Source organism: Xenorhabdus yunnanensis (assembly GCF_028598805.1).
GTDB lineage: Bacteria > Pseudomonadota > Gammaproteobacteria > Enterobacterales > Enterobacteriaceae > Xenorhabdus > Xenorhabdus yunnanensis.
Window position 1 is genome coordinate 81,143 of the sequence record NZ_JAQRFI010000009.1, and the last position, 23,170, is coordinate 104,312.

Annotated in this window: 19 protein-coding genes; 13 read left to right on the forward strand and 6 right to left on the reverse strand. The window is 39.6% G+C overall.

Annotated elements, in window-relative coordinates; genetic code table 11:
- The gene (gene fliD, locus PSI23_RS05785) at positions 1-1,446 is read right to left on the reverse strand and encodes a flagellar filament capping protein FliD (protein WP_273554193.1); all 1,446 of its coding nucleotides are present in this window, start codon (positions 1,444-1,446) and stop codon (positions 1-3) included.
- Positions 1,447-1,722: 276 nt separating this feature from the next.
- On the opposite strand from fliD, the gene PSI23_RS05790 reads away from it, so the two are divergent.
- From PSI23_RS05790 to fliZ, 3 genes are all read left to right on the forward strand, one after another.
- A complete protein-coding gene (locus PSI23_RS05790; RefSeq protein ID WP_273554194.1) occupies positions 1,723-2,769 on the forward strand; it encodes a flagellin N-terminal helical domain-containing protein in 1,047 nt (348 codons plus the stop codon).
- Positions 2,770-3,035: 266 nt separating this feature from the next.
- A complete protein-coding gene (locus PSI23_RS05795) occupies positions 3,036-3,758 on the forward strand; it encodes an RNA polymerase sigma factor FliA (protein ID WP_273554195.1) in 723 nt (240 codons plus the stop codon).
- 52 nt (positions 3,759-3,810) lie between these two features.
- Positions 3,811-4,323: a flagella biosynthesis regulatory protein FliZ gene (fliZ, locus tag PSI23_RS05800; RefSeq protein ID WP_092519038.1), complete on the forward strand. Its 513-nt coding sequence runs from the start codon at positions 3,811-3,813 to the stop codon at positions 4,321-4,323.
- 249 nt (positions 4,324-4,572) lie between these two features.
- Here fliZ and putA read toward each other — a convergent pair whose 3' ends face one another.
- Positions 4,573-8,553, reverse strand: a complete 3,981-nt coding sequence (putA, locus tag PSI23_RS05805) for a trifunctional transcriptional regulator/proline dehydrogenase/L-glutamate gamma-semialdehyde dehydrogenase (protein ID WP_273554196.1) — start codon at positions 8,551-8,553, stop codon at positions 4,573-4,575.
- Between the two features lie 507 nt (positions 8,554-9,060).
- Between putA and putP the strand changes: the two genes are divergently transcribed.
- The 3 genes from putP to cycA all read left to right on the forward strand — a co-directional run bounded on the left by putP (position 9,061) and on the right by cycA (position 13,004).
- Positions 9,061-10,545 carry a sodium/proline symporter PutP gene (gene putP, locus PSI23_RS05810; protein WP_273554197.1) on the forward strand — a complete coding sequence of 495 codons (1,485 nt, stop codon included), beginning with the start codon at positions 9,061-9,063 and terminating at the stop codon, positions 10,543-10,545.
- A gap of 181 nt (positions 10,546-10,726) precedes the next feature.
- Positions 10,727-11,209: a DUF2867 domain-containing protein gene (locus PSI23_RS05815; RefSeq protein WP_273554198.1), complete on the forward strand. Its 483-nt coding sequence runs from the start codon at positions 10,727-10,729 to the stop codon at positions 11,207-11,209.
- A gap of 388 nt (positions 11,210-11,597) precedes the next feature.
- Positions 11,598-13,004 (forward strand): D-serine/D-alanine/glycine transporter, encoded by a 1,407-nt coding sequence (gene cycA / locus PSI23_RS05820; RefSeq protein WP_273554199.1) that lies wholly within the window; start codon positions 11,598-11,600, stop codon positions 13,002-13,004.
- 56 nt (positions 13,005-13,060) lie between these two features.
- Here the strand turns inward: cycA and PSI23_RS05825 are convergent, their stop codons facing one another.
- Positions 13,061-13,444, reverse strand: coding sequence for a nuclear transport factor 2 family protein (locus tag PSI23_RS05825; RefSeq protein ID WP_273554200.1), 384 nt, complete (start codon positions 13,442-13,444; stop codon positions 13,061-13,063).
- A 134-nt stretch (positions 13,445-13,578) separates the two neighbouring features.
- Between PSI23_RS05825 and PSI23_RS05830 the strand changes: the two genes are divergently transcribed.
- On the forward strand, positions 13,579-14,082 hold the full coding sequence (locus PSI23_RS05830) for a GNAT family N-acetyltransferase (protein ID WP_273554201.1): 504 nt from the start codon (positions 13,579-13,581) through the stop codon (positions 14,080-14,082).
- Positions 14,083-14,186: 104 nt separating this feature from the next.
- On the opposite strand, the gene speD is transcribed toward PSI23_RS05830, so the two are convergent.
- From speD to PSI23_RS05845, 3 genes are all read right to left on the reverse strand, one after another.
- A complete protein-coding gene (gene speD, locus PSI23_RS05835; protein ID WP_273554202.1) occupies positions 14,187-15,707 on the reverse strand; it encodes an adenosylmethionine decarboxylase in 1,521 nt (506 codons plus the stop codon).
- The gene (locus tag PSI23_RS05840) at positions 15,700-16,224 is read right to left on the reverse strand and encodes a TetR/AcrR family transcriptional regulator (protein ID WP_273554203.1); all 525 of its coding nucleotides are present in this window, start codon (positions 16,222-16,224) and stop codon (positions 15,700-15,702) included. Before PSI23_RS05840 ends, speD begins: the two co-directional genes overlap by 8 nt.
- A 199-nt stretch (positions 16,225-16,423) precedes the next feature.
- Positions 16,424-17,395: a LysR family transcriptional regulator gene (locus PSI23_RS05845; RefSeq protein ID WP_273554204.1), complete on the reverse strand. Its 972-nt coding sequence runs from the start codon at positions 17,393-17,395 to the stop codon at positions 16,424-16,426.
- On the opposite strand from PSI23_RS05845, the gene PSI23_RS05850 reads away from it, so the two are divergent.
- From PSI23_RS05850 to pgsA, 6 genes are all read left to right on the forward strand, one after another.
- A complete protein-coding gene (locus PSI23_RS05850; RefSeq protein WP_273554205.1) occupies positions 17,383-18,363 on the forward strand; it encodes a DMT family transporter in 981 nt (326 codons plus the stop codon). The two genes, PSI23_RS05845 and PSI23_RS05850, sit on opposite strands and share 13 nt — an antisense overlap.
- Positions 18,364-18,640: 277 nt before the next feature.
- Positions 18,641-19,012 carry a hypothetical protein gene (locus PSI23_RS05855; RefSeq protein WP_273554206.1) on the forward strand — a complete coding sequence of 124 codons (372 nt, stop codon included), beginning with the start codon at positions 18,641-18,643 and terminating at the stop codon, positions 19,010-19,012.
- Between the two features lie 176 nt (positions 19,013-19,188).
- A complete protein-coding gene (locus PSI23_RS05860) occupies positions 19,189-19,593 on the forward strand; it encodes a GFA family protein (protein WP_306309520.1) in 405 nt (134 codons plus the stop codon).
- A 367-nt stretch (positions 19,594-19,960) separates the two neighbouring features.
- Positions 19,961-20,620 carry a UvrY/SirA/GacA family response regulator transcription factor gene (gene uvrY, locus PSI23_RS05865; RefSeq protein ID WP_273554207.1) on the forward strand — a complete coding sequence of 220 codons (660 nt, stop codon included), beginning with the start codon at positions 19,961-19,963 and terminating at the stop codon, positions 20,618-20,620.
- Positions 20,621-20,643: 23 nt separating this feature from the next.
- Positions 20,644-22,476, forward strand: coding sequence for an excinuclease ABC subunit UvrC (gene uvrC / locus PSI23_RS05870; protein WP_273554208.1), 1,833 nt, complete (start codon positions 20,644-20,646; stop codon positions 22,474-22,476).
- Positions 22,477-22,532: 56 nt separating this feature from the next.
- Positions 22,533-23,081 (forward strand): CDP-diacylglycerol--glycerol-3-phosphate 3-phosphatidyltransferase, encoded by a 549-nt coding sequence (gene pgsA / locus PSI23_RS05875; protein WP_273554209.1) that lies wholly within the window; start codon positions 22,533-22,535, stop codon positions 23,079-23,081.
- Positions 23,082-23,170: the final 89 nt, after the last annotated feature.

Sequence of the window (23,170 nt, forward strand, 5' to 3'; positions counted from 1 at the left end):
TTATCTTAAAAGCTGGGCCAGGGATAAACTAGCTTGATCCATTGAAGTGGAAAATTTATCCAGTGCTGTAAATTGTTTTTTAAGGCGCGCCATTCTGGCATCAATGTTTCTGTTGGTCTGTTCTTCTTCTCTTTTCAGTGTGCTCAGTTTCTTATTGATACCTTCGGTTGCTGTTGCGATAGTCCCTACATGGCTATCTAGCGTTTTTTTCAATAAATTATACGTCTGGGTTGCAAAGCCGGTTTTTTCTCCATCACCCATAAAGAAAGCCTTAACGTTGGCAGGTTTCTCTTTCAGGTTTTTTTCCAGTTTTTCGTTACTGATTTCCAGCGTACCATCTAATTTTTGTTTGATGCCCAATTTATTCAGGGTAGCGATATCAGCAACATTTTGTGCTGCAATCAGTTGTTGTCTTAGTTGGCTTTGAATATCTCTTAACGTACTGTCACCAAGTAAAACACCATTATCTTTCGACGCCGCTTCACCTTTTGCAACAGGCTTGAATTTTGTCAGTGAAGCAGAAGTGGTTTGTACTTCATTATAAGCATTAACCCACTTTTTGATTGCTTCTTTCATTGGCTCGATATCACGGGAAACCACCAGTGTTTCTGGTATTGTTCTTTTTTCAGTTTTGCCTCCGATTTCAACTTCTTCTTTTTCTGAAACTTTTTTCAGATTCAGGGTAATGCCTTCTGGTGCATCTTTTATTTCATTGGTCTGGCGTTCAATATCAATGCCATTGACTTTTAATTTTGCATTAGCAGGTTCTACTACTTGGTTCATTGCACCAGAGCCACCACCTTTGTCGTCAGACTTGTAGTTCAGCAGATTATTCAGGGTATCATCACCCTGAACCTCAATCGTCATAACTGATTTTGTGCCCGCTTTTTTCGAGGTCAGGATTAAATAGTTTTTATCATCTTCTGCTTTGATAATGCTGGCATTAACGTTGCCTTCTTGTTTATTAATGGCGTCACGGATTTCAACCAGGGAAGTTTCATTATCTTTCAGGGAAATGCGCATTGGCTCTTCTTTTTCACCTGCTTTTTTTTCACCTGGCTGAGTGATAATAATGGTACGGGTGCCTTTACCTCGTTCCCCTAATTGGGCTTTTACATCAGGAAATGCCTTAGATTGCAAAGACTGAGCCTTGGCAAGCTGTTGAACTTCAATAACATAGTTACCCGGACTGGCTTTGGAATCAGTACTAGGAGTAAATGTTTTATGATCTTCGCTTGTTTTGGTGGTATTGAGTTTATCGAATTTTTTGAGTTCTTCGGATGCACTCTTTAGTTTTTCCAAACTGCCTTTTAATGTGCCAAAACCAGTTAGCTTAGCGTTATAGCTGCTTTGTTTCTGCTTTACTGGTTGTAAACTTTGTCTTTCTTTGACTTCAAGTTGCTCCACTATCCCAGATGTGGCTCCTACTGAGGAAATGCTAGCCATATTGACTCCTTTTAATAAAAAGCATCGCTGGGTGTGTTATCGGATTAATTTGCGAAAAGTTTACTGACAAAATAATTTTTTTGATGGATGGAATAGTTGATGAGAATAGGCGTTATTTGGGTTATCGAGGAAAAGAGAGGAAAAAATAAAAAAGTTTTTTCAAGAAATATTAAAGGTTCTTTTTAAGCAGCCGATAAAACTGTTGGCGGTGATGAACACCGTGGGCAAATAGGCTCAAACTCATTATATCGACTTGATTTTAAAAGGAACTCTACTATGGCATCAGTCATTAATACCAACTATTCATCTCTGCTGGCTCAGAACAACCTGACCCGATCTAAAGGCACTTTAGGTACAGCTATTGAGCGCCTGTCCTCTGGTTTACGTATTAACAGCGCGAAGGATGATGCTGCTGGTCAAGCGATTGCTAACCGTTTCACTGCTAACGTTAAAGGTCTGACTCAGGCTTCCCGTAACGCAAACGACGGTATTTCTATTGCTCAGACTACCGAAGGTGCTCTGAACGAAATCAACAGCAACCTGCAACGTATCCGTGAATTGTCTGTTCAGTCACAAAACGGTAGTAACTCTAAGAGCGATCTGGATTCTATCCAGAAAGAAGTTAAACAGCGTCTGGAAGAAATTGACCGTATTTCTGAACAGACTCAGTTCAACAACGTAAAAGTACTGAGCAAAGATAGTACTATGAAGATTCAAGTTGGTGCTAATGATGGCGAAGTTATCAACATTGATCTGAAAAAAATCGATAGTGAGGTTCTGGAACTGGACAAATTTGATGTAACTGGTACTTCAGCTGTGTCAAAGGGCACTTTACTTACAAAACTCGGTACTGGTGCCGGTGCGAAAGATGTTGATACAAAAGATGCAGAAAAGACAAATAATTTGACGGCTGGTTCCGTAAAAGTATATGAAGATAAAGATAATAAAGGCAAATATATCTTAGAAGGTACGGATGCTACGACAGGTAAAACTAAAACATTTAATGCATCAGGAGCTACTACTGGTGTGGTAACCACTGAAAAGGAAATTATTAAGCCACTGGATACGCTGGACAGTGCTATAGCAAAAGTTGACAGCCTGCGCAGTTCCCTGGGTGCCGTTCAAAACCGTCTGGAATCCACTGTTAATAACCTGAACAACACTGTTAACAACCTGAGCGCTGCAAGAAGCCGTATCGAAGACGCCGACTACGCAACTGAAGTTTCCAATATGAGCCGTGGTCAGATCCTGCAACAGGCGGGTACTGCTGTTCTGGCTCAGGCGAACCAAATTCCACAATCCGTTATGTCTCTGCTGCGTTAATTTTTATTTTCCAGTTGAGCATTTGTGTAGGGCAACCTGCATAAACGACGCTTATAAAATAAGGATCGGTTCGCCGGTCCTTATTTTTTGGTCATAGTTTTATAAAGACCGTCAAGGACAGCCTGAAACTTGCTATGCATTTGGGCGGACATCAAAAATTTCGCATAGGTGAAAAAGAAGTGCTTTTACTTCATTGTTCAAACGATTGTACCGATTAGGTGATTGGATAATGGTATCCAGTCTCTTATCCAAAGGTGTCTGTTGTTGTGAGCGATTTGTATACCGCCGAAGGCGTGATGGACAAAAATAGCCTCTGGAAGCGCTATGTACCCTTGGTTCGCCATGAAGCTTTGAGGCTACAGGTAAGATTACCTGCCAGCGTAGAACTCGATGACTTGCTTCAGGCCGGTGGCATAGGCTTACTGAATGCGGTGGAGCGTTTTGATTCCCTACAGGGAACAGCGTTTACCACCTATGCGGTACAGCGCATCAGAGGTGCAATGTTGGATGAGTTGAGGAGCCGTGATTGGGCTCCGCGTAGTGTGCGGCGTAACGCACGTGAAGTCACGCAGACCATCCGTAAACTTGAGCAAGAGTTAGGCCGTCCGGCCAGTGAGCAGGAAGTTGCTAAAGAATTAAAGATTAATCTGATAGAATATCGGCAAATACTGTTAGACACAAATAACAGTCAACTGTTTTCTTATGACGAATGGCACGAAATTCACGGTGAAAGTTGTGAGCCAGTGATTGAGGAAGAGCATGAGACAAATCCTCTCCAACAATTACTGGGCGGTGATCTTCGTCAGCGGGTCATTGATGTCATTGAATCATTGCCTGAACGGGAAAAGATGGTTCTTACGCTGTACTATCAGGAAGAACTGAATCTTAAAGAGATCGGCGCAGTGCTTAATGTGGGGGAATCCCGTGTAAGCCAGCTTCACAGTCAGGCGATAAAAAGGCTGAGGGCGCGTTTGAATCCAGAGAAGTAACTTTTTGCTTGTTTGTTTTTTTATTAAGACTATACACAGGGCTTTATCTCTTATGTCTGTTACAACACAAAAGAAACGGCCTCTTAGCCGTTATATTAAAGACTATAAACATAGTCAGACTCATTGTCTGCATTGTCATAAAACACTCGACCGTATTTCACTTGTTTTTAACGGTCAGGTCATCAATAAAGAAGCTATTTCTGAGATGACTGAATTGGTGGATGACAAAACTTGGAATGAGTTACAGGGTAAATTTGTAGCGCTGTGCCGCTTTTGTAGTGAAATTTATTGCAATAGTCAGACTGATCATTTCGATATTATGTCATTTAAACAGTATCTGTTTGAGCAAACAGAGATGAGTCATAGTACTGTGCGTGAGTATGTGGTTCGTTTAAGACGTTTAGATGAATTACTGACTTCAAGTAATTACCCGACAGGTGAGTTTAAGCCAAAAGAAATTCAGGAAAAACTCAGCGAGAAATTATCTCAATCTGCTTTCAGCAATTACAATATTGCACTGCGTAAATATGAGCAATATCTGAGCTGGCAACAGAGCGGTTATTGATTAATTATACCGATATATAATGTTGTTGGATTGAAAAGATTTCAGAGGGGAATGCGATTGTCACGCATTCCCCTCTATGTTTTTACGTTATTTTTACTGCTATATATTTAAATAATTATATGTTTATAAGAAATTAATCTTAATTAATTTACTTTGAATTATTTAGCCTGCTTACTTTGATTGCTTTTAGCAAGTTGTTTTAATCCAAAGTGACTTTAACGAAAAAAGTTATATTAACCTGTACCTATGTTAGCCAATCGTCATCAGGCTGGCATTACCGCCTGCCGCTGCCGTGTTAACACTTAATGAACGTTCATGCAGTAAGCGTTCCAGTAGTAAATTGGTTTCACCACGGGCAAACCCCTGTACGGAGATAATCGGCCCTTTACGTTGTGCAATCACCTCACAAATCTGACGCAATTGATCGCAATCGCCGTGATAAATAACTGCTTCCATTACGGCCTCTTCATTCTGCCAATCATTGATCCAATGGATATGCTGATGAATTTCATCTGGTAACTGGCGTTGCAATCCTTGATGCAGTTCGTCTTTTTCCCAAATGGCCTGACAACCGACAGAAAGTACCGCAGCTAATTGCACCAATACATCTTGCTTGTTATCTGCAAGGCAAAGAACATGCCCGCGCGGTAGTAGAGTATAAGTATTGCGCTCTCCGGTTGGCCCGGGCAGTAAGCGTGTTGTTCCGCCTTGTGCCAGTAAACTGTATTCCTGAATGACCTGACCCAGAGCTTCATTATTTTGCCCGGTTGCCCAATCAGCCAGCTTGTAGAGAGATGAATGCAGGGCGACACGGGCTTTGGTATCAAGCTCATATTCTGCGTCTTGTCGTTCCAGCGTTTGACTGGCAGCATTGAGAGGGCGCTGTGACAGTAAGCGATACAAATACAGTGGCCCGCCGGCTTTTGGCCCCGTACCTGACAAACCTTCGCCACCAAATGGCTGTACGCCGACGACTGCCCCGACGATATTGCGGTTAACATATAAGTTACCGACTTTTGCTTTACTCGTGACATGCGCGATGGTTTCATCAATACGAGTATGAACACCCAACGTTAGGCCATAACCAGCAGCGTTGATTTGATCCAGCAGCTTATCCAATTCATTGCGTTTAAAACGAACGACATGCAGAACTGGCCCGAAAATTTCTTTCTTCAATTCATCAAAACTTTCCAACTCAATCAGCGTTGGTTTGATGAAAGTGCCTTGTGACCATTCTTGGCTGTCCATTGCATTTTCATGTGCCGCCTGATAAATCGTCCGGCCTTTGGTGCGCATGGTTTGAATATGACGCTCGATACCTGCTTTTGCTTCTGCATCAATGACAGGGCCAATATCTGTGGATAAGCGCTCAGTATTACCCATCCGGCATTCAGCCATTGCACCTTTCAGCATGGAGATAGTTCTTTCAGCAACATCTTCCTGAACACACAGGATACGCAGGGCAGAACAACGCTGACCAGCACTGTCAAAAGCGGAGGCGACAACATCGGTGACAACTTGTTCGGTCAACGCGGAGGAATCGACAATCATGGCGTTCAAGCCACCGGTTTCTGCGATCAACGGAATTGGACGTCCTTGCGCATCAAGGCGACTGGCAATATTGCGTTGCAACAAGCTGGCAACTTCGATAGAACCAGTGAACATCACGCCGCGCACACGATCATCACCGACCAGTAACGCACCTACTGTTTCCCCTTGTCCGGGCAGTAATTGCAGTACATCGCGTGGGATTCCCGCTTGATGCAACATTTTTACCGCAACCGCAGCAATGAGTGGCGTTTGTTCCGCAGGTTTTGCCAGTACACTATTGCCTGCTGCCAATGCAGCGGCGATTTGGCCGGTAAAAATTGCCAGAGGGAAGTTCCACGGGCTGATACATACGACAGGTCCCAGTGGGCGATGGGTATCATTGGCGAAATCCTGACGAACTTGGTCTGCGTAATAATGGAGAAAATCCACCGCTTCACGTACTTCGGCAATCGCATTATTGAATGTCTTACCCGCTTCACGAACCAGAATGCCGAGCAAGGATTGCAGATTATTTTCCATCAACTCCGCTGCACGCACTAAAATCGCGGCACGCTCGGATGGTGGAGTAGCAAACCAAATTGCGCCAGCATCAGTCGCTGTACCCAGAGCATGACTGACTTCCTGTTCAGTAGCTTCGCGAATATAACCTACTATATCGGAAGGTCTGGCAGGATTGCTCACAGGCTTAGTTGCAGGTCGTTCTCCTGTATATTGATAATCACCGCCCAGTAGCGGTTCTCCGCTCCACATTTCCATTGAAGAATTGAGCAGGGCACTGGAAAGGGAAGCCAGACGATGTTCATTCGAGAGATCCAGCCCCGATGAGTTAACACGGTTTTTGCCATATAAATCACGCGGGAGAGGAATCTTGGGATGTGGCAGGCCGATTTGCCCTTCGGTTTGAGCCAATTTTTGTACGGTTTTTACCGGATCAGCGATCAGTTCATCAATTGGCAGGGAAGTATCCGCAATACGGTTGACAAACGAAGTATTGGCACCATTTTCCAGCAAGCGACGTACCAGATAAGCCAGTAGTGTTTCGTGTGTTCCCACTGGTGCATAAATACGACATGGACGATTGAGTTTACCTTCTGCGATCTTACCGACGACTTGTTCATAAAGCGGCTCACCCATGCCATGCAGGCATTGGAACTCATATTGCCCCGGATAGTAATTTTGTCCGGCCAGATGATAAATGGCAGACAAAGTATGGGCGTTATGGGTAGCAAATTGCGGGTAGATCAAATTAGGGACAGAAAGTAGTTTGCGGGTACAGGCGAGGTAAGAAACATCAGTATAGACCTTGCGGGTATACACCGGATAACCTTCCAGTCCGTCGATTTGAGCACGTTTGATTTCACTGTCCCAGTAAGCACCTTTTACCAGACGGATCATCAATCTGTGGCGACTGCGCTGTGCCAAATCAATAATGCTGTCAATGACGAAAGGACAACGTTTCTGGTAAGCCTGAATGACAAAACCAATGCCGTTCCAGCCCTCTAATTTCGGCTCGAAACACAATTTCTCCAGTAAGTCGAGAGAGATTTCCAGACGATCAGCTTCTTCTGCATCAATATTAATACCGATATCATACTGACGTGCCTGTAAAGTCAGAGCAAGTAGGCGAGGATAGAGCTCATCAATAACACGTTCATATTGGGCACGACTATAACGTGGGTGCAGGGCTGAAAGTTTGATGGAAATTCCCGGCCCTTCATAAATGCCACGACCATTTGATGCCTTACCAATGGCGTGGATCGCTTGCTGATAGGAAACCATGTAGGCTTGCGCATCTTCTTCGGTCAATGCGGCTTCGCCCAGCATATCGTAGGAATAGCGGAAGCCTTTCTCCTCCAGTTTGCGGGCGTTGGCAAGAGCTTGCGCGATGGTTTCTCCCGTAACAAATTGCTCACCCATCAAGCGCATTGCCATATCTACACCTTTGCGCACCAATGGCTCGCCGCTTTTGCTGATAATGCGGTTTAGTGATTTGGATAACTTGGCTTCGTTATGGGTAGACACTAGCTTACCAGTGAACAGCAATCCCCATGTTGCAGCATTAACAAACATGGAGGGGCTTTGGCCCAAATGGGAATGCCAGTTGCCGTTACTGATTTTATCGCGGATCAGAGCATCGCGGGTTGCTTTGTCGGGGATGCGCAGCAGAGCTTCGGCAAGACACATCAGTGCCACCCCTTCCTGTGAAGAAAGTGAAAATTCTTGCAATAATCCCTGAACCAAACCTGAGCGGCCAATACCTTGCTTTTGTTGGCGTAGTTTTTCAGTGATAGAATAAGCGAGTTTATAAGTTGCCTTGGCTTGTTCTTCAGCTAGCTGTGCACATTGCAGTAGCATTGGAACCGCTTGGGTTTCTGGGAGGCGATAGGCCGCAGTAATTGCAGAACGTTTCACCGATTGGGGTAAAATATGCTCGGCAAAATTCAGAAATGGTTGATAAGGCGCCTCAATCGGTGATTCTACTTCGGAAATCTTTTCTTCTTTGTTATTCTGACCCACTGATATTTCTGGAATATTTCTCTCATTTTCCAGACGTTCAAGATAATTAAAAATAGCTTGCTTAATTAGCCAGTGTGGTGTGCGTTCAATTCGTTGTGCGGCGGCTTTAATGCGATTACGCGTTGCTTCATCGAGCTTCACGCCCATAGTGGTACTACCCATTCTCACTCCTTAATAGGTAAGACTAAACCAAGTTACATAACAATATCTTCTATGTTGCAACTTTGTGCAACTGTGTTAAAAGCGGTCATTCTAATTTTGTGAAATTAATCTTGTTTTTATTATTTTCTCAGTGAAACTTATTATTTATTTGACTGATATTTATGAATTTTATTTTAATCGCATAAGTTTAAGGTATAACGAGTTACTTAATTTAAGGTGCAACTTCTGGAGTGATAAATGTGATTTAGTAAGCGTTTTTTATAAAAATCCAGTTAATTAGTTGTTAAAAATGTTTTGGCTAAACTAGGATAGAATGTAATTTTAAAATAATTACAGGTGTAAATAGTTCTAATGGAAACTAATGTCATTTTCAGGTGCAACTTAATTATAACCTGATAAAAAAGTGAGGTATTACTTAAACTTGCTTCAAGCACAGATGGCATGATTTACGCAAATAACACATTTGCAGATACATGATTTATAAAAACACTATGGAGAAGAACCTGCATGACAGTAAATTCACCAATGCTCATTACCTTCATTATCTACATCGCTGCGATGTTGCTGATAGGATTCATGGCGTATCACTCCACCAAAAACTTTGATGACTATATATTAGGTGGACGGAGATTAGGTAGTGTAGTAACAGCATTATCTGCTGGCGCTTCTGATATGAGTGGCTGGTTATTGATGGGATTGCCGGGGGCTATTTTTCTCTTCGGTATCTCAGAAAGTTGGATCGCATTAGGTCTACTGCTAGGTGCATACCTTAATTGGCGATGGGTTGCGGGTAGATTACGTGTACATACCGAAGTTAGTAATAACGCCCTGACGTTACCCGATTATTTTACTCATCGCTTTGAAGATAAAAGCAAGATTCTGCGTATTATTTCTGCATTGGTTATCTTGGTTTTCTTTACCATTTACTGTGCATCGGGTGTTGTGGCTGGTGGTCTATTATTTGAAAACACTTTTGGTATTAGCTATGAAAAAGCGATTTGGTTGGGTGCACTGGCTACGATTGCTTATACTTTCCTCGGTGGTTTTCTTGCTGTCAGCTGGACGGATACTGTTCAGGCAACTTTGATGATTTTCGCTTTGATTTTAGTTCCAGTTTTGGTTTTGTTCAAAGTGGGGGGAGTTGGCACCGCCATTACTATTATTGAGGCAAAAAGTCCCGCATATTTAGATATGTTTAAAAATCTGAATATTATTGCCATTGTTTCTCTATTGGGTTGGGGGTTGGGTTATTTCGGTCAACCACACATTCTGGCTCGCTTCATGGCGGCTGATTCTCATCAGACTATTCATAAAGCCCGCCGCATTAGTATGACGTGGATGCTACTGTGTCTTATGGGTACGGTGGCTGTGGGTTTCTTTGGCATTTCATATTTTGAAATATATCCGGGGCAGGCAGGGCCAGTATTGCAAAACCATGAGCGTATCTTTATTGAACTGGGTAGGCTCTTGTTTAATCCATGGCTCACGGGGATATTGTTGTCTGCGGTACTGGCTGCGGTTATGAGTACGTTGAGCTGTCAGTTGCTGGTTTGTTCTAGTGCGTTGACTGAAGATTTCTATAAGGCATTTATACGCCCCAAAGCCAGCCAGAAAGAACTGGTATGGGTTGGTCGTATGATGGTCTTGTTGGTAGCAGTCATTGCCATTGTGATTGCAACTAACCCGAACAATAAGGTACTGGCATTGGTCAGTAATGCTTGGGCCGGATTTGGTGCGGCATTTGGCCCTGTCGTTCTGATCTCGGTACTCTGGAAACGCATGACTCGTAATGGTGCGTTAGCAGGTATGTTGGTGGGAGCTAGTACCGTTCTGGTTTGGATGGAATTCCGTTGGTTTGCCCTGTATGAAATTATTCCGGGCTTTATTTTCGCGACGATTGCTATCATCGTGGTGAGCCTGGTAGGAAAAGCCCCAAGTCAGGCAACACAACAGCGTTTTATTGAAGCAGAAGCGCATTATAAAACCAAATAATCTAATAAAATGAAAAGCCCCTGATGATTCAGGGGCTTATTAGTTTAGCCGTTAATTATTTATTAATCATAGCATGGGCAAGTCGAATGATTTCCTACATTCTTAACTAATATTGAGCTGGTTTATTTTTCAGAAAATAATATTGTGGTGAAATATGTAATATCGTGATGAATTTGATTGTTTGCTATTAGATGAAAAAGATAAACTAGATTATTATAGTCAACAGAAGGATTTTATTGTAAATAAAATGACCGCTCTTAATATTTATAATGAAATGACAAAGGAAATACCATTATGGTTACGTATTTCTTTTAATATAAGAGATAAAATTTCAAGTCTTGCTGGTGTAAAAAAAATTCATGGGTTCTCTGGTGAGAATTTAAAAGAAATCCTTCGAGATGGAAACTATATTGATTTTTTTAAGATTGTATGTATCAGTGATGATGAAATGTGCCTATTATCGAAAGATATACACTTGGCAGTTTTGATATCTCTGAATGTTTTCTCTAATGATAATCATGGGGGCGGTTGTATAGTAACTGTGACGGCATCTGTTATAACTCATAATTTTTTTGGAAAAATGTATATGATGCCAGTATCTCTCACTCACGCTAGTATTGTGAGGGAGATGCTATCTAAAGTTGGTCATGTATTAAATGATTAAAAATCACCTTGAGTTGGTTGTTGAATATATTCCAAACCATAACGGTAGAGAGTATTGGCACTAGTTTTCAGGGAACAGAAGTAAATTATAATAGTTGGAAAAAATTTCAACTTTTTTCAGTTTGATTAACACAAAAAGTATTTTGATAACGACCCAACAAAATTAATTATTTTTCAGTGTCAACGAGACGTCAATGATCTATACCCATCCTTTTATTAAGTGAATGAAATGTGTGCAATAAATTCTTAACTGATTGGTTTAAATATAATCATTCTATTTTTCATATGAAATCCTTCTGTTAATACCGCGCTTGTCTATGTCACAATGTTCTCTTAAACACAGTTTGAGGGTTTTAAAACCATGCTGTGAGAATAAACTGGATACGACTATGGAAGAAAAAATACAACCCACTCATACTCCTGAAACTGGAGGTTCGCACCTGCAGCGAAGCCTCACCAATCGACATATACAGTTAATCGCAATTGGCGGTGCCATTGGTACTGGCCTGTTTATGGGATCAGGCAAAACGATTTCTCTTGCGGGGCCTTCGATCATTTTTGTTTATATGATCATTGGATTTATGCTGTTTTTCGTTATGCGAGCAATGGGAGAGTTATTACTTTCTAATTTGCACTATAAGTCGTTTAGTGATTTCTCTGCGGATTTACTGGGGCCGTGGGCCGGTTTTTTTGTGGGCTGGACTTACTGGTTCTGCTGGGTAATTACTGGTATAGCAGATATTGTTGCCATCACTGCTTATGTTGGATATTGGGCACCTAACTTTCCAGAATGGGGAACTTCACTTTTGTGCGTTCTGGTATTGTTAACTCTAAATCTCGCGACAGTAAAACTGTTTGGGGAGCTGGAATTCTGGTTTGCCATGATCAAAATTATTGCTATTGTCGCCTTGATTGTGACAGGGGGGATTTTGATTAATATGAACTTTCAATCGCCAGCAGGGCATGTTGCCGCACTTTCTAATGTTTGGAGTGATGGTGGGATGTTCCCTATGGGGTTAAGCGGCTTTTTTGCTGGGTTCCAGATAGCGATATTTGCTTTTGTCGGTATTGAATTGGTGGGAACCGCTGCGGCGGAAACCAAAAATCCGATGAAATCTTTGCCAAAAGCGATTAATGCCATTCCAATTCGTATTATCACATTTTATGTTTTGGCTCTGATTGTAATTATGTCGGTCACTCCGTGGCAGACTATCATTGCGGATAAAAGCCCTTTTGTAGAGCTATTTGTCTTGATCGGATTGCCTGCCGCTGCCAGCATTGTGAACTTTGTAGTTCTGACTTCTGCGGCATCTTCGGCAAACAGTGGCGTTTTTTCTACTAGTCGGATGTTGTTTGGTCTGTCGAAAGAGGGGGATGCGCCAAAGCAGTTTAGCCGCCTTTCTAGTCGTTCTGTTCCTGCATCAGGGTTGATCTTTACTTGTTCATGTCTCTCTTTTGGGATTGTTTTGATCTACTTTATTCCAGATGTGATGCGTGTTTTTACTCTAGTGACAACCGTTTCTGCGATTCTGTTTATGTTTATTTGGAGCATGATTCTGTGCTCCTATCTGGCTTACAGAAAATGTCGCCCAGAGTTGCATCAGGCCTCAGTATATAAAATGCCATTTGGTATTGTGATGTCCTGGGTATGCTTGGCTTTCTTTGCTTTTGTCTTGGTACTACTTTCTTTACAGCCGGATACTCGCCAAGCATTAATAGCCACACCAATTTGGTTTATTATTCTCATGATCGGATTTCAGATTGTGAAAAAGCGCAAAAAACATCTGACTCACTAAGTGGAAAACTCCGTAAATTAACTTTCAATGGCTCAAATACTGAGCCATTTTTTATCTTAAATAAGCATGATCGTACCTTGATGGAATCTCAGTTGCCATTTATCGATTGAAGATAATTGCCAAATTGATGAGCGAAGCGCTTGATTGAATAGCTTTCCAGTCCGATCTATCTCATGAGATTGATAAGTGAGTAATACAATATTTTCACCAAGACAGTTCATAGAAAAATCTTTTGAGAAAATCTGAGAAGTAGTTTTTATTTCTGTAGTTAATTCATCGAACACAATTTTTTTAGTATAAACATAACCTGATTTACTGATTTCCAGAAAATCATCATGTAATACCGTGTTTAACCACTCGGAATTATTTCTTTTTTCACCGTGAAGACTCATTTCAAGATTTTTGAGTGATTCAAAAATAGCTGTATTTTCCTGAACCATATGAACTCTAAAGAAATAAAAAAACATTATCAATAGGTTGATTTTTTATTTTCGATTAATATTTAATACACTATTATTTACATTTATTTTTTATCAGGTAATTATAACAGAGTCAAGCTGAAAAAGAGGTATGTATGGAAATTATAATTAGGGCAACTGAGCCAGAAGATGCTGAGCATTATCAGCACATTTTTAGCCATCCTGAGGTTTACTCTAATACTTTGCAACGCCCATGTCCTTCGCGCGAAATGTGGCGGGAGCGTTTGAAACTAAATAGAGAACAAGGGCATATTGCTTTTGTAGCTGAAGTGAATGGCAAAGTCGTAGGTACAATAGAATTATTTACCCATGCTAATCCGAGACGCAGACACGCGGTGGGGATTGGTATTGGTGTTGATGCCGATTATTCTGGCAAGGGTGTTGGTTCAAAATTGATGGCTTTTGTAATTGATTATGCATTCAATTGGTTAGGTTGTATCAGAATTGAACTGGAAGTGTTTGCTGATAATGAAAAAGCGATTGCTCTGTATAAAAAATTTGGATTTGAAGTTGAAGGTATTCGGTGTATGCAGTCATTAAGAAATGATCAATATTGTGATGTGATGGGAATGGCCTTAATCAATAGTCGTTTTGCATGATATTTCTAAATATTATAGAAACAAATTGGATAAGGGAAGCATCGCTTTGATTGCTTCCTTTTTATTTTAGATTCAGGTAAAGGATATATTTTTTAATTTAAAAATTAGAAACCTCGTTGCAGCACCTTATACTCATATTCTTTTGAGCTTAGTTGAGTTTGTAGTTGTGTTATAAGGGTAGTTTTCTGATTAAATTCATTGCAGATAAATAAGTCGATCGCAGCATAGTGGTATTCAGGCCATGTATGTATCGTAAAATGTGATTCTGCTAATATTATCACACCACTGACTCCCCACGGTTCAAATTCATGAAAATGATAAGTAACAATATTAAGGTTACATTCTTTAGCAACATCAAGAATGATTGATTCAATTGTAGAGATAGACTTTAATTTATTGCTATCACAATTTTTCATTTCTATTAAAATATGAGTGCCGAGTTGTTTGGTCTCAAATTTTTTATTAGTAGGTAAATTAATTTTTTCTTGACCACGATATTGAAATTTTATTCCACCGCATTGATTACAACTCATTTCTATCAATTTTTCTATTGTTAATATACTTCTTTCATATCCAATTGTTATCATATTATGGCATGATTTATATTGATAAAACTTAACGCGAGGATTAAGTTCGCCAGTATATATTTTGTTGGAATAAAAACTGTTTTTTGGAATTGTTGAGTATGTATTTTCTGTTACAGAAAGTACATAGAGATCGCTTACATTACCGATAATACTTCCACCATGATATTGGTTGAATTGTGGATGAATATTTTTGATGAGTAGGTTTTGTTCATAGAATAATCTTTGTATTTCCCGGTGCTGTTCTGGTCTTTTTTGTCCAAATGATAGCAATATTTCACTATTTTCATTTTTAGAAAAACTGATTGCCCGTGATAAAAATAGTTTGAGTCCACTTAAAGTATAGGGAGGGTCGGTCAAAATGATGTCAAATTTTTTTGTATATTCGTGAGAGTGTTTTAAATCTATGTATTCAGTATTAATAATAAAATCATTTTGTTCTGATGCTGATTTTATAAAATTCAATAGTTCTTTATCTATATCCTTCACAAAAATATTTTGTGGATTATAGTGACCAAGTTTTTTGAATGCCATCATTAGAGCTAAGGAGGTTAAATCATCATCACCTAGAAATAAAATCTTTTGCTTAAATATGCAGGGGTTATTAAGCAATAACATTACCCGACGTATCGATGTTTCTAGTGTTGCGTGAGCTTGATCTAACATGACATTCACTTGTGGGCGACATTCGTATATGGGTTTCAATAATGTTGTTAGTTCAACTTCAAATTTCTTCTGGTTCTCACTTTCTGATAATGATATATATTGATGTGTATTAACAGTTTCATATCCAAGATGATTTTTTATGTATTTTATTCCTATCGGGTTTAGTTTAAAAATTCCTTTGTTATCAGCAAAGTTGAACTTTATTAATTCTTTTTTAAAGGCGGATATAATAGGAATAGGTAATCCACTTTTTAATGATAATGCTTTGCTTGATATATGATCACCTAAATATAGGTGTATTAATAATTTCTCTAATGCTTCAATAGGATGAGTTAATATCATGTTGTTTTTTATATAATGCAGAGTATTATCCATGATTATCTCTTTTGTTAGCCAATTCGATAAGATAATTAAAATGATTTTCTATTAATTCATTGGTTAAAATACCAGTTAGAGCCATTACAGTGAGCCCTTCTAGAACCAGAAAAACTTGTTCTGCTTGTTTTTGGTCAAAACCGGTCAATTGTGTAATCATTTGGATGTGAGACTGATATATTTCACATGCTAAATGACTATCATCTTTTTGTGATTCTTGGATCATAAACTCATATCCAGCGACTCGGATGGTATCGCGAATATTCAATAATTCGTTTTTTTCTTTTTCTAAATATTCTGAAAAAGTTTTAAATTTATTATCTAGCTGTTGTGAGTTAATTTGACGTATCAAGGCAATGAAAATTTCTTTAGTTGATTGGAAATAGCGATACACTCCACCTCGGCTGATACCACACTCATTAATAATATCGGTCATTGTAACCTGACTATAACCTTTTCTAATAAAAACATTTAGTGATGATTTTATTATATCGCGTTGTGTTTTAAGTGATTTCATTTTTTATCCGAAAAGCGACATTTGTGTCGTTTTTTATAATGTATATTAACTAGTTCTAACTTTCAATAAGTAATTTTTCTTAATGGGGTCAAATAACCATAACGTTTCACTTGAAATAATTTCTTATAAAATAGTAATTAAATTAAATCTGTTATTGAATTATTTATTCTAGAATTATAATAATAAAATTAACACCAGCCTACCCAGAAAGTTTATCCTGATTTTGAAAAACCACCTCTGCCAAAAAATCAGCCACTTTGCGGATTCTGGGGGAATGGGCCAAATCAGATTGAATCACAAGCCAGATAGGTTTATCTATGCCTAGGTCAGATGAAATACAAATAAGCCCGGAGTCATTGGCTGCAATATGAGGTAGCACAGCCAACCCCAGACCTGCATTTGCTGCTGCAATTTGAGTACATATGGATGTTGTTGCAACTGAAAGTGGACGCCCTTGTAGGGTTTGCTTAAGCCAATTAACCGAAGGCAGTTGTGAATACTCATTTGTCCAGCCAATAAAATGAGCGTTATTGTATTCACCTCTAAATATACTGGCGGGGCAAGTAGCCAGATAGGTTTCACTTCCATAAAGGCCAAACCCCAAGATTCCTACTTGTCGGACATTAACATGACCTTGCTCTGGCCTAATGATTCGAAGTGCTAAATCAGCGTCACGGCGATGAAGATTTACAGAGTAGATATCAGTTGTGATTTCTAGCGTCAGATTTGGATAATTTTTCTGTAAGGCTGGCAAGTTTGGCATGATTAAATGATTGGCTAATGTTTCGAGTGTTGCAAAACGTACACTTCCTGCAATAGTTGCTCGTATATCGGCTTCAAACAGAAATGAACTTGCTGCTATCTCCATGTTCTTGGCTTTTTCCAATAGTTCTGCGCCATCTTCCGTTAGCCGATAACCTGCCTGATGCCGCAGAAATAACGGCATTCCGAAGGTATTTTCCAAGCGTTCGATTTTTCTTGAGACTGTTGCCACACCAATGCCAAGAAGCTCGGCTGCTTTACTTATAGTACCCGTCCGCGCAACAACTAAGAATATTCGGATGTCATCCCAAATAAGTGATTGCATAGTATAGTTTCCATTTATGAAAAATTGATTACCAATATTGCCTAAATATTTCAATTTTGAAAGATGCCACAATGATTTTGCCAAAGATCACTCTGCTTGAAATAAATCAAAAAATTAAGGTAATGAGTATGAAGACAACACCACAGTTAGCAATTGTGCTTACGTTAATTGCAACATTCTTTTGGGGATCAAATTTTCAGGTAACAAAATTTGCGCTTGCGAGCTTGCCACCATGGACGGCTTCTGTTGAACGTTTTTTCTATGCGGTTATCTGTATTTTTATTTTTTTGGCATGGAAAGAGGGGATTCACAGCAAGGTTTTGAAAAAAAACTGGTGTGCATTTATTGTTCTTGGTGCGATTGGTGTAGCGGGGTTTAATGGTGCGTTTTTTGTCGGCCTGCAAAGTTCAAATCCAGTCACGGCTGCTCTGATTGTGGCAACGACTCCTATTTCTGCCAATATTATGGAAGCTATTATATATCGTCGGTTGCCTGAATTTATGCGTATAACAGGTATGGTTATTAGCTTGCTGGGTGTTGCTTTAGTCATTACCAATGGTCAATTGGTTTTGGGTGGTGAAGTTCAGGTGGCAACTGGAGACATAATGATTTTTATGGGAAGTCTTGGTTGGTCAATTTATACAGTAGGAATACGGGTATTTGTCAAAGATGCGACGCCTCTGGAGGTTACTAGTTGGACAATGCTTTTCGGTGCGATTATATTGGTGTTTATTGCGCTTTTTGTTGAATCACCGATCATTGCATTATCTTCCGGAACATTTGAAAGCCATCTGGCTTGTATCTATATAGGTATTGGTGGTTCAACTATTGCCTATCTTTTTTGGAATATGGGTGTTGCTATTCGTGGAGCTGGAAAGACGGCGATATTTTTTAACTTTGTTCCTATTTTTGCACTTATTATACAGATAATGATGGGAGACGTACCTATTTGGTCACAATTGATTGGTATTGTTATGACTATTGTGGGAGTACTCTTAGGGCTGGGGAGTATTACAGTGGGCAAGCTATTTAAAGGTATTTTAAGAAATTAATAGCTGCAATAGATAACTGTGTAATTAGTTAATGACATTACAGGGAGATGTTGACTTCCCTGTAATGTCAGGTTTATATAAAATTAACTTATAATGCAAATTCACCAAGAAAAATAGTCATTTTATTCTGACCACTTTCCGGTTGTCTTTTTTCCTATTTAAAGAGAAAAATGTGTTATTGCTAAATTTATTGGCGATATCCAGTTAATGATTATTGATAAAAATAAAAACTGACATACAATCATCATGGTAACTAATTTATTAGTGGAGAACTGGTATGGAAAAATTTACTGATAAATTAATTAGCCTTGACCGATTTCTCTTACGGATGCTGCGCTTTCTTTTACATGCATTCATTATCTTCCTGATCGGTATTATTCCTGGTGTATTGGGTTTTTTCTTGATTGAAAGCCACGCTATTTCTGATGCAATATTGAATTCTGTCTCAATGATTGGAACACAAAACTTGCATATTGAGCCAGTCAGTACTCTGGGGAAATATTTTGCTGCGATTTATGGATTATTCCTTCAGGCTATCTTTTTTATCGCAATTGGGATGGTAGTAACACCTTTTGTTCACCGAATACTACACAGTTGGCATATTGATGATGAAGAAGAAGAGAGTAATGAGGATGTGAAAGATAAATAATTTATTTTTTCCTATCAAGCAGCAGCTTGAAAACTACAGGACATATTTGTATGGATCTACTAGAAATAAGATAATCATTGTGGTTCATATGGCGTTTTTGGTGAAGCATGGTGATCGATTTGTTCAATCTCAGATATAACATTTTCCCTATAAATTTATTACAGCTAGAGAGTGAGATGATGAATCAAGGTCGTTGTTTATGTGGTGCTGTGGAAGTAAAAACTAATCAAAGTATTGAAGATATTAATGTGTGCCATTGTGAGATGTGCCAAAAATGGAATGGTGGTCCATTTTTATCCGTAGACTGTAAAGGTGGCTTAAAAATAGAAGGAGCTGAAAATATATCAACATTTTCATCGTCCGAATGGGCGGAGCGCGCTTTCTGTAAAAAATGCGGCACACATCTTTTCTACCATTTACATCATCCAAGTGCTTATTATGTTCCGATTGCTTTGTTTGGAAATAATCATTCAAGTAAATTATCTCGTCAAATTTATGTGGACAGTAAACCCGCATATTATAACTTTGTTGAAAAGACGCCTATGCTGACTAAAGAAGATATTCTTAACTTATTTAAATAATTGCTGCAATATGAGGGAAATATCACCCTCATATTGTTCTGGATATAAAATATATTGTTATGACTAACATAGAACTATGTTTTTTTTAAAAAAAATTAAACAAAATTTTCTGGTTATCTATTTAATAATAATAAATTATTAAGGGTGTTTACTTTGTTGATATGTAACAATTTTCTTTCTGTTTTGCATTAATGTTAGTATAATCTGTTACCTCATCCAAAAGGTTTTGATATCACTCGAGAGAAGATGTTGTCTTCTTTCAGTTTATTTTATTAAAATCATAAAGATAAATTCAGCGTGTCCGCTTGGTTTTGGAATTATTAATTTATCATTATTTGAGTGGGTATTACGTTAGTGGAGATGTTGTTTGATTAATGTTTTATTAGTTGATGACCATGAGCTGGTTCGTATTGGTGTGAAAGGTATCCTTGATGATGTAAGGGGTATTAAAGTCGTAGGAGAAGCCAGCAGTGGGGAAGATGCGGTCAGATGGTGTAGATCAAACAGCCCAGATGTTGTCATTATGGATATGGGAATGCCCGGCATAGGGGGGCTGGAAGCAGCTAAGAAAATCATCCGTTATTCACCTAACACACGGGTGATTATGCTAACTATCCACACTGAAAGTTCTCTGCCTACGAAAGTGATGCAGGCAGGGATCAGGGGATATTTGAGCAAAGCTGCAACTCCTCAGGATATGATCAATGCAATTCGGGTTGTTTATGCAGGACAGCGCTACATTTCCCCGGATATTGCCCAGCAGATGGCGCTTAATCAGTTATCTCCCCAAAAAGAAAACCCACTGGATGAACTTTCAGAGCGGGAATTACAGATCATGACAATGATAACTCAAGGGCGCAAAGTTAATGAAATTTCCACGTTACTTAACCTGAGTCCAAAAACAGTGAATAGCTACCGTTATAGAATGTTTGGTAAGCTAAACATCAAAGGTGATGTAGAATTAACCCATATGGCGATACGTTGTGGATTGCTTGATGCACAAAATATGGTCACTCGCGGTGAGTAATAAGATTTGATGGGTGATAAGTCGTGGCGGATCTATTTAATTCAAAGGTATTTTTAAAAACAGTCACCAGTCAGCCGGGTGTCTACCGTATGTATGATGCTACTGGCGCAGTGATCTATATTGGTAAGGCCAAAGATCTAAAAAAACGGCTATCTAGCTATTTTCGGGTACAAGTCAGCAGTCGTAAGACAGAATCATTGGTAAAAAATATCGTTCAGATAGACGTCACTGTTACCCACACAGAGACAGAAGCACTCCTGCTCGAACACAACTATATCAAGCTGTACCAGCCTCGTTACAATGTATTATTGAGAGATGATAAATCTTATCCTTATATTTTCTTGAGTAGTGATATTCATCCCCGCCTAACCTTATACCGTGGAGCCAAGCATGCGAAGGGCGAATACTTCGGCCCATTCCCTAACTCTCATGCAGTACGTGATACTTTGGTTTTATTGCAGAAACTATTTCCTATTCGACAATGTGAAGACAGTGTGTATCGCAATCGTTCAAGGCCTTGTTTGCAATATCAGATTGGGCGCTGTCTTGCCCCTTGCGTTAAAGGATTCGTAACGGATAAAGAATATCAGCAGCAAGTTGAATACGTCCGTTTGTTTTTGGCGGGAAAAGATCAGCAAGTATTAAGTAAGCTGGTTGGAAAAATGGAAAAAGCGAGTCAACAGCTAAAATTTGAAGAAGCTGCCCGTTATCGCGATCAGATCCAAGCAGTACGGCAAGTCACTGAACGTCAATTTGTTTTTGGAGAAGGTGATGATCTTGATGTTATCAGTGTCGCTTTTGAGGCGGGGATGGCTTGCGTGCATGTCTTATTTATTCGTCAGGGAAAAATATTGGGTAGCCGAAGTTACTATCCCAAAATTCCGGTAGATACGATGTTAGATGAAGTAGTACAAACTTTCCTTGGTCAATTCTATCTTCAGGGAAGTCAAAATAGGACGTTGCCGACAGAAATTTTATTGGATTTTGCATTACCAGAAAAAGAACTGTTGGAAGCCTCACTTTCTGAATTATCGGGCAGAAAAATCTATATCCAAGCCCGGCCAAGAGGTGCTAGGGCGCGTTACCTAAAATTGGCTCGTACCAATGCTGCAACAGCCTTGATTACTAAACTTTCTCAACAATCGACAATTCATCAGCGATTAGAATCACTGACCATGTTTGTAGGACTGGAAAAAATCCAACGTATGGAGTGTTTTGACATTAGTCATACGATGGGTGAACAAACCGTTGCATCTTGCGTTGTTTTTGATGGTAATGGCCCGGTTCGTGCAGAATACCGACGCTATAACATCACAGGTATCACTCCGGGAGATGATTATGCTGCGATGAATCAAGTCTTGCATCGTCGATATAGTAAAGTTATTGATCAGACAAAAATCCCGGACATTATCTTTATTGATGGTGGAAAAGGGCAGCTTGCACAAGCGATTGAAGTTTTCGATTCTCTGGAGGTTGAATGGAATAAAAAGCATCCTAAGCTGGTTGGAGTTGCGAAGGGCAGTGATCGTAAGGCTGGATTGGAAACTTTGTTTTTTGAAGCGGAAGGTGAGGGGATGGCACTTCCTCCTGATTCACCTGCGTTACATGTTATTCAACATATTCGTGACGAATCTCACAACCATGCCATTACAGGACATCGTCAGCGTCGAGAAAAAGTGAAAAAGACCAGTACACTGGAGTCGATAGACGGTATTGGGCCAAAACGCAGACAAATGTTATTAAAATATATGGGTGGATTGCAGCCTTTACGCAACGCAAGTGTAGAAGAGATCGCAAAAGTGCCTTCTATTTCTTATGCGTTGGCAGAAAAAATCTATAATGCGTTGAAACAGTAAGAGTATTGATGCACCATATTAACAAACTTTACATGGCCAGATAATTACGAAGCATTATGCAATTAAATATTCCAACATGGCTTACTCTGTTCCGTATTGCCTTAATTCCATTCTTTGTCTTGGCATTTTACCTGCCATTTCAATGGGCACCGGAGTTGTGTGCCATTATCTTTATTATTGCCGCTGCAACAGATTGGTTTGATGGTTTTCTTGCCCGTTTGTGGAAACAGACAACGCGTTTTGGTGCATTTCTTGATCCGGTGGCGGATAAAGTTATGGTTGCTACTGCGTTGGTACTAATTGCAGAACATTACCACACATGGTGGATTACATTGCCTGCGGCAACGATGATTGCACGTGAGATCATCATATCCTCCCTGCGTGAGTGGATGGCAGAATTAGGAAAACGCAGTAATGTAGCTGTTTCTTGGATGGGGAAAATAAAAACCACAGCACAAATGGCGGCATTGGTTGCCTTATTATGGCGTCCTTGTACTGAGTTTGAAGTGGGGGGATTCATCTTATTATATGCTGCTGCGGTCCTGACGTTCTGGTCAATGTTTCAATATTTGAGCGCTGCATGGGATGATTTGCGTGAAGGTTGATCGAAGTGGCGCAAAAATCATCTAACGAACGAGTTTTATAAATAATTGTGTTGACTCATTTCGTGAAATAAGTAGAATGCAACGCATCG

What these genes read in the sequence shown, in the direction of transcription:
- fliD (WP_273554193.1), bottom strand. Translation starts at nt 1,446, where the DNA reads ATGGCTAGCATTTCCTCAGTAGGAGCCACATCTGGGATAGTGGAGCAA.
- PSI23_RS05790 (WP_273554194.1), top strand. Translation starts at nt 1,723, where the DNA reads ATGGCATCAGTCATTAATACCAACTATTCATCTCTGCTGGCTCAGAAC.
- fliZ (WP_092519038.1), top strand. Translation starts at nt 3,811, where the DNA reads ATGTCTGTTACAACACAAAAGAAACGGCCTCTTAGCCGTTATATTAAA.
- putA (WP_273554196.1), bottom strand. Translation starts at nt 8,553, where the DNA reads ATGGGTAGTACCACTATGGGCGTGAAGCTCGATGAAGCAACGCGTAAT.
- putP (WP_273554197.1), top strand. Translation starts at nt 9,061, where the DNA reads ATGACAGTAAATTCACCAATGCTCATTACCTTCATTATCTACATCGCT.
- cycA (WP_273554199.1), top strand. Translation starts at nt 11,598, where the DNA reads ATGGAAGAAAAAATACAACCCACTCATACTCCTGAAACTGGAGGTTCG.
- PSI23_RS05825 (WP_273554200.1), bottom strand. Translation starts at nt 13,444, where the DNA reads ATGGTTCAGGAAAATACAGCTATTTTTGAATCACTCAAAAATCTTGAA.
- PSI23_RS05830 (WP_273554201.1), top strand. Translation starts at nt 13,579, where the DNA reads ATGGAAATTATAATTAGGGCAACTGAGCCAGAAGATGCTGAGCATTAT.
- speD (WP_273554202.1), bottom strand. Translation starts at nt 15,707, where the DNA reads ATGGATAATACTCTGCATTATATAAAAAACAACATGATATTAACTCAT.
- PSI23_RS05840 (WP_273554203.1), bottom strand. Translation starts at nt 16,224, where the DNA reads ATGAAATCACTTAAAACACAACGCGATATAATAAAATCATCACTAAAT.
- PSI23_RS05850 (WP_273554205.1), top strand. Translation starts at nt 17,383, where the DNA reads ATGATTTTGCCAAAGATCACTCTGCTTGAAATAAATCAAAAAATTAAG.
- PSI23_RS05855 (WP_273554206.1), top strand. Translation starts at nt 18,641, where the DNA reads ATGGAAAAATTTACTGATAAATTAATTAGCCTTGACCGATTTCTCTTA.
- PSI23_RS05860 (WP_306309520.1), top strand. Translation starts at nt 19,189, where the DNA reads ATGATGAATCAAGGTCGTTGTTTATGTGGTGCTGTGGAAGTAAAAACT.
- pgsA (WP_273554209.1), top strand. Translation starts at nt 22,533, where the DNA reads ATGCAATTAAATATTCCAACATGGCTTACTCTGTTCCGTATTGCCTTA.